Genomic DNA, 14721 nt, shown 5'->3' on the forward strand with positions numbered 1-14721 from the left:
TGATCATCATTTCTCTTTGTTGTTTTCAAACGGGTTATTATTAGTAGGTGTTACTAAAAATTTAAACAACCAACACATTTCCCACACCCAAAATCAAATGTTGTGAAGGCTTTTCGTCCTGAAATTGCAGGATTAGTAGATATTCTCTCAAAAATATTTTATTAACAAAAGATGCTATTTTAATTTTTGCCATATTAAGTAAACTTTGCTATTCTAATACTGGTGTAAATATATCTCAGAGAGGGTTTATGCATGTACCTAAACAACAAACCAGTTTTTATCAAGAAGATAAACAGTTTTTATCACGTTCTTACACATCAAAAGAGGAGTTTATTAGAGAATATAAAAAGCTCTACCGCAGAAAAGCAAAAGCTGAAGAACTTTATCTCCTGGTTTTAACTGAACTCGAAGAGGCAATATCAGATGGTAATGTCGACAGCTTAAAAAAATTAAGCAATTTTATTGATTACATAAGTGATGCAGAAGATCAAGTAACTTTGAGAGACTATTATGATAATGCTAACAATCCTGTTAAGAGTACTAACTTAGTTATCTTAGCTTGTAAACACAATAAGGTAAAGATTTTAGAATACCTACTTGGCAATAATAGTAAAATTCTCAGTAATTTATCTGTTGGCATCAGAGAAACTACTATATTACCAGATGATGAGGATGAAACATGCCATAATGCGTTTTATTATGCTATACGTTCAGGTAATGTTGAACTTCTTGATACACTCATTAATAAATGGCCAGGTAATTATTTTGCTGTTCATTTCAGGGAATTAGATGAAATTCTTTCACGAGCTTATGAGGAATTAAAGCTAAAGAACGTATTATTATCAGAAGAGATAGAAATTTTTGTTGAAAATAAATTGATAAACCTCCGTTTTTTCTCTAGTGCTTCTGGACAAGATCAGAATGTGAAGAGTTATCTTAATAACATAAGAGAGCGGATTGAGTTAGTACTTCAAAATATTAGCCTGTTAAAGGCAGAGTATTCAAACACAGAAAAAGTAGATGAAAAGTTTTTATTCATAGCAAAATTTATTGCACAAAATATTCATATATTAAAGCGGCAGTTGAAATCAACCTACGATAGACTACCTTGGGAAGAAATGGAATTTTGTTTGATCAGTTTTGTTTCTTCTCACATAAAACGACAGGAAATGAATCTATTCTATAATGCCACATTGAATAAAAGTAAAATACTAGACCACTTGGAAAATTTTGCAAAGAAACTTAAAGAAGAAAAAGATATTATAGAAGGTGTGGACATTGGTAAATTTGCTGATCTCCCGAAGTTAAAACGTGAGAGGGTTGTTGCAGAGATCGTTAGCAATTATCCTCAATTTGGAGAGTTGTATAGCAATTATCAACAAATTAGGGATATTCATTCTTTAGAAAAAATAAGTGATTATATAAAGTTGGCATTATCAGCTAATCCTAAAGAAAGGGAAGGACAGTTAATTATTACAAGGGTTTTACAGGTTATTGGTGAATATTTAAAAAACACTCTAGAATCTCCCAAGTTATCTAGCACTACAAGCGAGCTTCTTCTACTATCATTACCAAAGAACACAAGAGAAGTCATTATAGATTTACGTAACTCACTATCACATGCTTACTCGCTCTCTAAAAGAACAGAGATTGAGGAAAATACAGATGTTAACTTTTTTATTGGTGTTCAAAATGATACTAAAAGAATCGATAATGTAATTACTGATATTCTTTACAATAACAAGATTAAAATAGTCATAATATTGCTAAAGAAAATTACCAGAAGTGAAAACTTAGACGAGATAAAAGAAGTTGCTGGAATATTTAGTAACGTTGAATTAGATGAAATGATTACAGAGAGTTTTAAAGTGATGGAACATGATAAGCTTGAAAAACTCATAAAAGAATTAAGCAATAATATAACTGAAAAGACGAATTATGAAAAGGAGCTGTTTAATAAAATTGATAACATAATCAATTTTGCAAAAACTAAATCAAAAAATATCAGAACTGATTATGTTACGGCGTTTATATCATTAAAGAGCTTAGATGTTGGTTTGAATGACAATAAGATTGACCATAATGTTATTAGAGGAATAAAATTCTTTGCTAATAAAACACTAGAGAATATTCCTTCCCAAATAGAGTCTCACAATCTTAAAGAAATAGCCGAACTATCAATGAAAATTTCTCATAGTGTTAGGTCAAGAATACAGGATGACAACCTTGATAAAGTAAATAGATTAACTTGTGAGATTTTTTACATTGCTGAACTTGGAACAGGTGACCTTAAATGGATTGAGAAATTAAGAAACAAGTTGAATGAGAAAGGTTCGTTTATTCCTATACATAAACAAAGGAAGGCTTACAACATAACAGAAGAAAAATACAATAACCAGCTTGAACTGAAGTTATCTGAACTGAAAAGTATTTTGAGGAATAACGCATTAAGTGGCAAGTTAACTGAAAAGCTTCCTTCCTACAAGAGGAATAAAAAGTTGCAAGCAGTAGTAGAAATGCTTGTTCTGGATATAATGTCAATTTTAGGTAGATCAGAGAAGCATCTAGAAAACAATCTACTTTTTTTAGATGATAACACTCCTTTATTAACTGGAAAATGTTTGCGTAATCATTTAGCACACGATAATACCTTAGTTGATGTATTGTTATCTGATCCCTCAATAGCAGTTATCTTGAACGCTAAAAAACTTATTTCAGAAAATGTAATAAAAAGTAAGAAGAAAATTGGCAAGTCGGTAAGAGATGATCCTTCCAAGCTGAAAGATAAATACGATCAAAACCTTATCACTATTACTAATCAGGAAAAAATGTTTGCTGCGTTGGAAGAAGGAAATCTTGAAGACTTAAAGAGTTATCTCAAAAAAGGAGCAGACATCAATGCTAGAAGTATTAACTCATGGACTACATTACATTTTGCTGCTAAGGGACCTAGTCTTGAAATTATAAAATTTGTTCTTAATCAAAATTTAGACGTTAATGTTAAAGATATTAATGGTCAAAGCCCACTACATATTGCTGCTGCATATGGAAGGAAAAATATTGTGGAATTTTTTATAGGAAAAACAGGTGTATATGTTGATGATCTAGATAATAGTGGCAAAACATCACTACATATTGCAGCTAAAAATGGTCACAAAGATGCTGTTGAAATTCTACTAAAAAATAATGCTAATACTAATACCAAAGATATAGCTGGTTTTTCACCTTTACACTATGCAATAAAAAACAATCATATTGATGTTGCTAAGATTATGCTGGAAAAAGAAGCGAATGTTGACATCAACGAAACTATGGGTGGCTTTACTTCACTACATATAGCTGCAGAAAGTGGTTATCTAGGGCTAGTTAATTTTTTACTGAAAAATGAGGCAAATGTTAATGCAAGAAACGATAAGGAGGGAATACCATTACATACAGCAGCACTAAATGGCCACCTAGAAGTAGTGAATGCTTTAATTCTCAAAGGAGCCGATGTTAACTCCAGAGTTATAGATGGTTGTACACCATTACACTATGCAATAGAAAACGGTCATGAAAAGATAGCTAATATTTTATTGAAGCATGGAGCTAATGTTAATGTTGTTGACAAAACCTATAATAACACACCTTTGCACTACGCAGCAAAAGATGGACATGAGAAAATTGTTAAGGCTTTACTGACAAATAAGGCAAATGCTAGTATTGCCACTGTGGAAGGTATAACCCCACTACATTTTGCAGTGCAGAGTGGCCACTTGAAGATAGTTGTTGCTCTTCTCGAGCATGGGGTTAACATTCGCGCTAAAGATAAAAATAATGCTACGCCATTACACTATGCAGCAGAGAGTGGTCTTAAGGCAGTTGCTGAGCTTTTAATAAAAAATGGAGTAGAAATCAATGATAAAGCCAATAATAATCTAACACCATTACATGTAGCTGCTCTGAAAGGTCACAAAGATATTATTGAACTCCTAATAAGAAATAAAGCTGAAGTTAGAGCTCAAGACATTAAGGGTAGTACACCATTACATGCAGCTGCGATGAATGGTAGCAAAGATATTATTGATCTTCTAATAAAAAATAAAGCTGAAGTTGATGCTAGAACTAATGATGGCATAACTCCATTGCATGTAGCTGCTCTAAGTGGACATAAAGACGCTATTGCTTTTCTAATCAAAAGTAAAGCTGAAGTCAATACTAGTGCTAATTATGGTCTTACACCTTTACATGCAGCTATTGTGGGAGGTCACAAAGATATTGTGAATCTTTTAATAAAAAATAAAGCTAAAGTTAACACAGAAGGTATTGCAGGTAGTACACCATTACATGTAGCTGTGGAAGGAGGTCATAAGGAAATCGTTGGAATTTTGGTAGCAAATAGAGCCAGTGTTAATGTTAAGAGTAACAACCTAACACCATTGCTTTCTGCTATTAAGCATAATCATAAGGAGATCGTTGAAGTTCTTGTAGAAAATGGAGCTAGTGTTAATGCAGAAGGTGGTGAACCTTTATCATTAGCAGTACTCGCTGGTTATAGGGATATTGTAGAGATTTTGCTAAAAAACAAGGCCCATATTGATATAAAAGGTCCTGAAGATGCTACACTATTACATTTGGCTGCTAAAAGAGGACATAAGGGGATAGTAAATGCTCTGATAGAAAGGGGAGCCAATGTTGATGCTATGACTATTAATAGTATAACACCATTATATCTTGCGGCACAAGAAGGCCATGAAGAAGTTGCTGAAGTTTTGATAGCAAACAAGGCTAATGTTAACTTTGTAAATGTTGAAGGTACTCCACTACATATAGCTGCAGGACACGGCCATGTTAATGTTGTTGAAGTCCTATTAAGTAATCGAGCAAAAGTTAATGTTAAGGATAATAAGAGCAGAACACCTTTAGAATTAGCAGTTGCACATGGTCATTTGCGAGTGGTTAAAATGTTACTGCAGTATAAAAAAGTAGATATGAATGCTAAAGGCAATGATGATTGGACTATACTGCACATTGCTTCACAGGAAAGTAACTTGGAAATGGTAAAATGTCTAGTAGATGAAGGGTCTAATATTAATGCTAAAAATGCCTCTGGATCAAAGCCTATACACATTGCAGCTAGAGAAGGTTATAAAGATACCGTAGAGTTTTTCCTTAGCAAGGGGTTGAGTATTAATGAGCTTGGTACAGCTAACCAGACATTACTACACTATGCTGCAATGAAAGGTCGGTTAGAAGTTGTAAAGTATTTGATAGCACAAGGTGCTGACGTTAATGCTAAAGATACTAATGGCTTAACTCCTATGCATATTGCTGCTAATTTTGGTTATAAAGACGTTATTGAAGTTTTATTAAAAAATGGTGCAGTTTATAACGCTGTTGACAAGCTTTGTAGAAGACCATTAGAAATGACTAACGATAAAGACGTTATCAATCTATTAGCATCAACTGAGAAATTATTTGAGGCTGTAAAACGTAATAGCTCTTCAGAGGTTGAGAATTACATTAAAGCAGGAGCGTTTGTTAATGCCAAAAATGCTGATAGTGTAACACCATTATATTATGCTGCATGGAAGGGCTATGATGGAGTTGTCAATATTCTATTACAAAATAAAGCTAATCCTAATGTGGTTGGTAACAAGGGGTTTACTCCTCTGCATTATGCTGCTAAGTTCTCTCACTTAAAAGTTGTAAAGGCCCTATTGTCTAATGGTGCAGTATACAATGCTGTCTCTGACAGTGGGAAAACACCATCAGATTTTACTGTGGATAAAAGTATAACTAGCTTATTTAAACTAGTCAGTGAATCATTTAAAAAGGTTAAAGATGGTAATGCTCAAGTTATTAATGACCTAAATAAGATAAAGGATATTGATACAGTAAAAGCAGTGATGAGTGCTCGTAATAGAGAGAACAAAACGTTAGTAGTTGCTGCAGTACATAGTAACTTTTCAAAAGTCGAGCAGTTGAAGCAGATATCGCAAAGTGACGTATCCGCTCAGATTGATACAGCTTTAGTGCTCTTGAATCAAGGCAATTACCAAAAAGCCTTAAGTATTTTCAGAAGCGCATTTGAAAGAAGAAAAGAAATACTAGGACCAGACAATCCTGGTACTTTAGATATTCAGACATATATAGCCAAAGTGCTATATAAGCAAGGAATTTACCAAGAAGCTTTAAATATGCTTAAAGAGATTTTTCAGAAACAAAAAGAAATGCTGGGTTTAAACGATAAGGATACTTTAAGTACAAGAAGTACAATCGCTTTAGTGCTGCATAGACAGGGGAAAGATGAAGAAGCTTTTAATATTTATCAAGAAGTCTATCAGAGACAAAAGGAAATACTAGGGTCAAATCATTCAGATACCTTAAATACTCAGTTTCACATGGCATTAGTATTAGATAAACAGGGAAAATATGAAGAAGCGTTAAATATCAATAGGGCAGTTTTTGAAAAGAGGAAAGAAACACTAGGTACACATGATCTAGCCACTGTGAGTGCCAAAAATAATATAGCAATGGTACTAGCTAACCAAGGTAAATACGAAGAGTCCTTAAAAATCTATAAAGAGGTTTTTGAAAAGAAGAAAATAATTTTAGGTATTAATCATGCTGATACCTTGAGAACGTTACATAACATTGCTGGGGTACTCTTCAATCAAAATAAATATCATGAAGCCTTGAAAGCTTTTCAAGAGGTTTTAAATATCCAGAAAAAAGCTTTACAACAAAATCACCCAGAAACCTTGAATACTCAATACAACATAGCAAATGTACTTTTTGCTCAAGGGAAATGGATCAGCGCACTTAAAGTCTACAGAGAAAGTTTAGATCAAAGAAAAGCTGTTTTTGGACCAAGTCATCCGAGTGTTTTAGATATTTTAAAAAAGATAGAGATGATTAATTTTAGATTTAAGCTTGAGGGTAGCGAAGCATCAGAGGTTCTCCAGCATCTGCAGAAAGATATCAACATTGCTGCTAGTAAAGGTGATATACGAACTGTTCAGCGTCTGTTAAAAGATGGAGCTGATGCCAACGATAAAGATATTGATGGAAGAACACCGTTGCATTACGCTGTTAGCAATGGACACATAGATATTGTAAACATCTTACTAACAAATGGAGCTAACGTTAGTCAAGTTACTAATAAAGGTAATACACCATTACACACTGCTACTTCCAAATGTTACAAAGAAATTGTTGAGGTTCTGTTACAACATATCAGTCGTGATAAATTAAATGACTTTGTTAATGCTAAAACTACTTCTAGTGGTACTACATCACTTCATGTTGCAGCTAAAGGTGGCTCCTTGGAAGTTGTAAAATCTTTATTAAAACATGGTGCAATTTATAAAATTGAGAACAAAGAAGGTAAAATACCTATTGATCTTTCTAAGGACCAAAGAGTTACTAACTTACTGAAATTGATCGAAGAATTGTTTAGAGATATAAAAAATGGTAATGTTGAATCTATCAGCAAGCTAAGAGCAGTAAAACCTGATGAGTTCTTAGCTATAACAAATGCTCGTAATAATCAAGGGAATACATTATTGCAAGTTGCTATAGCCAATAAACATAAGAATATTGCAACTAAATTGTTAAAAATGCTGAAGGAGCCAGATCAAGTTCAATCACAGTTTAGCCCTGAATGTGAGTTGGATCAACTTGAGAAGCTTAAAAGTGCTACAGAGGTGCATATCCGTTTTTCTGAGCTTTACCTTCCTATGTTGCGTAGCATGTCGCAACCATATAGTTCAGAAAAGAATACTTCTCCTTGGAAAACTCTTAAGGAAGGTTCTTATTACCTAGGAAATGCATATCGCTTAGTTGAGGTATACAAAGATTGTGTACCTGGTTCGATAAATAATAAAAGCATACAGTCAGTAAATGATATGCTAGTAGCACTAGAATTTGATCCAAAACACATAACGTCAGGGTATACAGATGAAGCTTACGGTGGGAAGGCTGAATGCTTCGTTTCCAAAGGGCAAGGTACAAAATATTATAAGTTATTGCATAGTGAGTTAAAGAAAGATGTAAGATCGTTCATAGAAATGGTTGAACTTAATATTGACATTCCTGTAAAAAGGTTTTTAGAGTCAATCAATCAGAGGTTACAGTCTGCTTTTTCTGAAAAGTTACTTGAGGCCATAGAAAATGACAATCCTTTAGCGGTTGAGAATTGCATCAAAAGAGGGGTAATTGTTAACTTCAAAGATACCGATGGAAGAACACCATTACACCATGCTGTTAACAACGGCAACATAGATGTTGTTGTAAGTACCTTATTAAAAAATGGAGCTGAAGTTGCTCAAATTACTAACAAGGGCAATACGCCATTACATATAGCTTCTTCCAAAGGTTACAGAGAAGTTGTTGAAGTTTTATTACAATATGTAAGTCGTGATAAATTAAATGACTTTATTAATGCTAGAACAACTTCTGGTGGTACTACATCACTTCATGTTGCGGCTAAAGGTGGCTCCTTGGAAGTTGTAAAATCTTTATTAAAACATGGTGCAATTTATAACATCAAGAATAAAGAAGGTAAAGCACCACTTGATCTTTCTCGAGACCAAAATATTACTAACCTATTGAAATTAGTAGAAGAGCTATTTAAAAATGCAAAAAATGGTAATGTTGAAATTATCAGTAAGCTGAGAGCAATAAAACCCGATGAGCGCGTAGCTGTAACAAATGCTCGTGATGATCAAGGCAAGTCATTAGTCCAGGTTGCAGTAATCAATAAACACTCAAACCTTGCAAGTAGATTATTAGAAATATTAAAAAGTCCAGATCAGAGTTTACAAGATGTCAGCGTAGAAAATCGAGTAAAGAGTTTAAAGTTATAGCTCTCTTAAATGAAACTCTAATGAGGGTGCCAAGATCTAGATCATTTAGAAAATTATAGTGGGCTTTACATCTTATTAATTATAAATTAACTTACTATCTAATCAATCCCTAAGTCATGTATGAGTAACATTTTGATAATATTAGCAGCAGGAAAGAGCAGTAGAATGAATTCTGAATATTCAAAAGCGTTGCACCAAGTGGGAAATCTTACTCTTTTAGAACATATAATTTCTAATGCAAAATCGCTGAGTCTAAAAAGCTTATCAATTGTTGTTAACAACTCCCTTCTAAAAGATTTAGAAAACTTTGATACCCTAAAAAGTATAATCGATCAATACAATATAAAACTAATAATTCAAGAAGATATTACAGGTACTGGCACTGCAGTTAAAATTGCTCTAGAAAATCTGGAGGAGTTATCTGATCAAGACATAGTTTTAATACAGTATGGAGACACTCCTTTTATATCTAGTGATACAGTTATGAAAATGACTGATTGTTTAAAGTATAATAATTTAGTTCTTCTTGGATTCAATAGTCAAGATGAACAATATGGAAGATTAGTAATTGATAATTACGGCAATGTTCAAAAAATCCTAAAAAATGGAGATAAAATGCTTCTTGCAAACTCTGGAATAATAGCTTCATATGCTAAAGATCTCTCTACCTTAGTAAAAGAAATAAAATTTAATAATTCGACCAATGAATATTGTCTTAATGATATAGTACCCATTGCAGCAACCAATAACTTGAGTGTAGGTTATGTAGTTACTGATGAAAGAGAAGCAATGGGAGTAAATAATAAAGAGGATTTGATTAAAGCCGAACACTATTTTCAAGAAAGAAGGCAGCCAACTTTTATTTCATAACTACATTTTTTTATTCATTAATTTAAGTTGACATTTGTTTTATACTGGTTTTATAATACCCTTTAATTCTTACTTGTAAGATAATTGGTACGACAAATTTTCCTAGTTGTAGTGAGAGGGTATACATGGGGATATTAATAACAGGTGCTGCAGGTTTGATAGGTTCAACCTTGGTGAAAAAGTTAGAAAACCAGGGACATGAAGTAATAAGCTGCGATATTAGGTTTCGTAACAATCCACTCAGTTTTTTTTCAGAAGATGTAGTACCACTACTTGCTAAGTGTACAGGAATTATTCACCTGGCTGCAATTTCTCGAGTTATACATGGTGAACTTTATCCTGAACTATGTAAAAAAATTAATGTTGATGGTACAATGGAGTTTTTAGGGTTATGTAAGTCACTTTCAAATAAGCCATGGTTTATATATGCAAGTAGTAGGGAAGTCTATGGAGAGCAGAAGGAACTGCCGGTTACAGAATCTGCTAGTATCGATCCAATAAATAATTATGCCAAAGGTAAAGCATTTATTGAGAAGCAAATAACAAGTTTAAAAGATTTTAATGTAGCAATATTACGCTTTTCAAATGTATATGGTGGTTTACTAGATCATAACAGTAGAGTAATTCCCGCACTCTGTATTAATGCATTAAGAGGTGATCCAATTAAAATAGAAGGTAAAGAATGCGTTTTTGATTTTACCTACTTGGATGATGTTATAGAGGGTATATGCTTAACTGTTAAATATTTACAAAGTGAAAAATCTTCTCTTCCTGCTATTCATCTTACTACTAATAGCCCATGTACTTTAGAAAACTTAGCAAAAACAATATTAAAAGTCACGAAAAGTGATTCTAGAATTGATTTTTATCCTCCAAGAAATTTTGACGTAACTAAGTTCTATGGTGATTTTACTAGAGCTAAAGAGCTACTTGGTTGGTCTCCAAAACATTCATTAGAAGTAGGATTAAGTAAATTTATAAAAAGTCTACAAAACAATACACAAGAATATCCTAACAATATAGATATGGTAATATATGAAAATATTAAAAGTTATTCATGGTTACCCTCCTTATTATAGTGCTGGTTCAGAGGTTTATAGCCAAACTCTTGCTCATGAACTAGCAAATAACAATGAGGTACAAGTATTTACTAGGTATGAAAATAGCTTTTTACCTGATTTTTATTACACTACAGTACTAGATCGTAGTGATTCTCGAATCTTACTGCATTTAATTAATATACCCATAGCTAAATATCGTTACAAATTTATCAATGAAGAAGTAGATATACAATTTAAAAGAGTAATAGATAACTTTCAGCCAGATCTTATACATTTTGGTCATCTTAATCATCTATCAATTACTTTACCAGAAATTGCTTTTAAAGAAAATATACCTACAATTTTTACGCTACATGACTTTTGGTTAATGTGTCCAAGAGGAAGGTTTATTCAACGCAATTCTGAAGATTTGTTACGGCTTTGTGATGGACAAAAGGATCAAAAATGTGCAACCCAATGTTACAAAGGATATTTTACAGGAGATGAAAAATTCCTGAATTTAGACATAAATTATTGGGAACAATGGGTTGCAACTAGAATGAAGCACACAAGGAAAATAATAGACTATATAGATTACTTTATTTCCCCATCGAAATTCTTGATGGATAAATTTACTCAGGATTTTTATGTTCCGATAAACAAAATTTCTTATCTTGATTATGGTTTTGATCTCAATCGTCTTAAGAATAGAAATAGAGCACAAGAAAAAGAGTTTATTTTCGGTTATATTGGTACTCATACTCCCGAAAAAGGTGTTAATCTATTATTGAAAGCTTTTTCTCACTTATCATCTAAAGCAAAACTTAGAATTTGGGGAGCAGCAAGAGAAGAAACTAAAGCTTTAAAAGCGATTGCCGATCAGTTTTCACCTGTTGTTAAAGAAAGAATAGAGTGGATGGGAAGTTATGATAATAAGAATATAGTTACTGACGTATTTAATAAAGTTGATGCAATAGTCGTTCCTTCAATTTGGGGTGAAAATTCACCATTAGTAATACATGAAGCACAGCAACTTAGAATACCAGTTATAACAGCCGATTATGGTGGTATGGCAGAATATGTAAGAGATGGACTATTATTTAAGCACAGAGATGCAAGTAGTTTGTCAGAAAAAATGCAAGTCCTATCTACAAATCAGGAGTTATACAATAAACTTACCCAAAAAGGCTATCCTTATACTGAAAATGGAAATATACCTTCTATAAGTGAGCATACTGAGAAACTTAACAAGATTTACCGTAATGCTATTGAAAAGAAAGGCAAATCAGTAGCTGTGAAACCCGGTCCTTGGAGAATTACTTTTGATACTAATCCAGATTACTGCAATTTTGCTTGTATAATGTGTGAATGTTTTTCACCATACAGCAAAGTTAAAGAAGAAAAGAAAGCTAAAGGAATAAAACCTAAGATATTGTCGATAGAAACTATCAGAAAAGTAATTAAGGAAGCAGCTGGCACACCTTTAAAGGAAATCATTCCTTCTACTATGGGTGAGCCTTTAATGTACAAAAGCTTTGATGAAATAATCAATTTGTGCCATGAGTTTGGTTTGAAGCTTAACTTAACAACTAATGGTTCTTTTCCTATTAAAGGAGCTAGAAAATGGGCTGAACTATTGGTACCAATTTTATCTGATGTTAAGATTTCCTGGAATGGGGCAACTAAAGAAACTCATGAAAGAATCATGAAAGGTTCAAAATGGGAAGTAGTGACAGAAAATTTAAAAACTTTCCTTGAAGTTAGAGATAAATACTTTAGCGATACAGGTGAAAGGTGTACCGTTACTTTACAATTAACATTTTTGGAAAGTAATTTACATGAACTCTATGACATAGTTAAGATGGCCATAAAGAACGGCATAGATAGAGTCAAAGGACATCATCTTTGGGCACATTTTGAGGAAATTAAGGATCTATCTATGAGAAGAGATGAGTTAGCAATTAGTAGATGGAACACGGAGGTGAGAAGGTTATACGAACTTAGAGATAATATGCTATTGCCAAATGGTAAAAAGATAAAATTAGAAAATTTCACAATCCTTTCTCAAGAAGGTATTAAGGATTTGGCTCCAGGTGGTCAATGCCCATTTTTAGGTAAAGAAGCATGGATAAACAATGAAGGAAAGTTTAGTCCTTGCTGTGCCCCAGATGAACTCCGTAAGACATTAGGAAATTTTGGTAATGTTAATGAGGTTAAACTCGAGGAAATATGGCAGAGTAGTGAGTACCTAAGCTTACAAAAGAATTATTTAAATTATAAATTATGCAAAACATGCAACATGAGAAAACCTTTGATCAATTAATCAAAGATAATCTTAAATCTATTAAAATTTCACCATGTGAGAGCTTTCACGAATTACTAGGAAATCCTTTGTATGAAAATAGGTTTATAAAGGCTGGTAAATTTCATGAGCCCGGTCTTGCACCGGTTTATGATCAGACAGGTGCTTATCATATCAATGTAAGAGGAGAAGCAGTTTATCATAATAGATTTCTAAAAACTTTTGGATTCTACTTCAATAGAGCGGCCGTAGAAGATGATACAGGGTGTTACCATATTGATCCATCTGGATGTAGAGTATACAAACAGTCGTATCAATGGATTGGAAATTATCAGGAAAATATTTGTGTAGTTAGAAGACATGATAAATGTTTTCATATTAATTTAAATGGCAACAGGATTTATCAGGAGGAATATGATTATGTTGGAGATTTTAAGGATGGTATCGCTGTAGTCTATAAGGATGGCAAAGCTACACATATTAATCATCATGGAAAGTTAGTACATAATAAATGGTATAAAAAACTTAATGTTTTCCATAAAGGGTATTCTATTGCAGAAGATCAACATGGTTGGTTTCATATAGATATTAATGGCAATCCTGTTTACCAGCAGAGATTTAAAATGGTAGAAGCATTTTATAATGGGATGGCAAAAGTTGAAACTTTTGAAGGCGTGTTAGGACAAATCGATATTACCGAAAATGTAAAGTTTAGTATTTTTGATTTAGGTAAAGAATCTCAAGTGCATAGGATTTCTGCAGAACTTTCAGCCTTTTGGAAAACTTACCTAACAAGCGTTGCTATTGAACTTGATTTGTTAAATATTTTACCTGCAACTATGCCAATTTTATCTAAAAAGTTAAACATTATCGTACCAAATCTAGAAAGGCTGTTAAGGGCGTTGTGGGAAATAGGGTTTATTGATTACGATAAGGACAAGGACTTATGGCAACTATCATCAAAAGGTAAGTGTTTTAAGGAAATACCATTTTTGCCAAAAGCAGCAACGATGTGGGCAAGAGTTGCCGCTGAAAAGAATTGGTTAAAGATGGCCGATATACTAAAACAGAAGTCTATCTCTTCATTTGAATCTTTTAAGGAAAGAGAAGCATCAGAAGATAAGAAAATAGCATTTTACCAAGCATTGCTAGGATATTCTAGGTTTGATACTAAAGAGTTTAATTCTAGGATTAATATAGATGGTGCTAAGAATATATTGCTATTTGGTGTACACTCTTTATTTCTTGCTTATTCTGATATACACAATAAAGGTTCTATAGGCCTATATAACGAACATAAAGTGCCAAGACAGTTAGTAGAAAATTTAAAAGTCAAACTTATAACTCAGGAAGAACTATCAGCTACAAATTATGAATTAGGTGTCTTTTGCCGCTTTCTGCAGCATTATGATGATGATAAAGTATTATCTTATTTAAAATTGGTCAAAGGAATATCTCGTATTTTATTGATAGAAACTATTTTAGATTACCGCTCTCCAGCTGGAGGCTCTGTAGATATTAATGTAATGGTTGAAACAGGAGGTAAACTAAGAACATTAAGCGATTGGGAAAAAATACTAAAACAAGTAAAAGGATTCAAAATTTTTGCTGTTATACCTTTAACAGATTACTTATCAGTTATTGATGTCAGGTGTTAATC

At 32.9% G+C, this 14721-nt stretch carries 5 protein-coding genes; all 5 read left to right on the forward strand.

The window, feature by feature from the left end; genetic code table 11:
- Positions 1-248 precede the first annotated feature (248 nt).
- The 5 genes from AAGD87_RS07560 to AAGD87_RS07580 all read left to right on the forward strand — a co-directional run bounded on the left by AAGD87_RS07560 (position 249) and on the right by AAGD87_RS07580 (position 14719).
- A complete protein-coding gene (locus AAGD87_RS07560) occupies positions 249-8849 on the forward strand; it encodes an ankyrin repeat domain-containing protein (RefSeq protein WP_341817600.1) in 8601 nt (2866 codons plus the stop codon).
- 120 nt (positions 8850-8969) lie between these two features.
- On the forward strand, positions 8970-9719 hold the full coding sequence (locus AAGD87_RS07565; RefSeq protein ID WP_341817601.1) for an NTP transferase domain-containing protein: 750 nt from the start codon (positions 8970-8972) through the stop codon (positions 9717-9719).
- 125 nt (positions 9720-9844) lie between these two features.
- On the forward strand, positions 9845-10798 hold the full coding sequence (locus tag AAGD87_RS07570) for an NAD(P)-dependent oxidoreductase (protein WP_341817602.1): 954 nt from the start codon (positions 9845-9847) through the stop codon (positions 10796-10798).
- Positions 10755-13082, forward strand: coding sequence for a glycosyltransferase (locus AAGD87_RS07575; protein WP_208571668.1), 2328 nt, complete (start codon positions 10755-10757; stop codon positions 13080-13082). Before AAGD87_RS07570 ends, AAGD87_RS07575 begins: the two co-directional genes overlap by 44 nt.
- Positions 13043-14719 carry a WG repeat-containing protein gene (locus tag AAGD87_RS07580; protein ID WP_341817603.1) on the forward strand — a complete coding sequence of 559 codons (1677 nt, stop codon included), beginning with the start codon at positions 13043-13045 and terminating at the stop codon, positions 14717-14719. Before AAGD87_RS07575 ends, AAGD87_RS07580 begins: the two co-directional genes overlap by 40 nt.
- Positions 14720-14721: the final 2 nt, after the last annotated feature.

Source organism: Wolbachia endosymbiont (group A) of Pherbina coryleti (genome assembly GCF_964026875.1).
Taxonomy (GTDB): domain Bacteria; phylum Pseudomonadota; class Alphaproteobacteria; order Rickettsiales; family Anaplasmataceae; genus Wolbachia; species Wolbachia pipientis.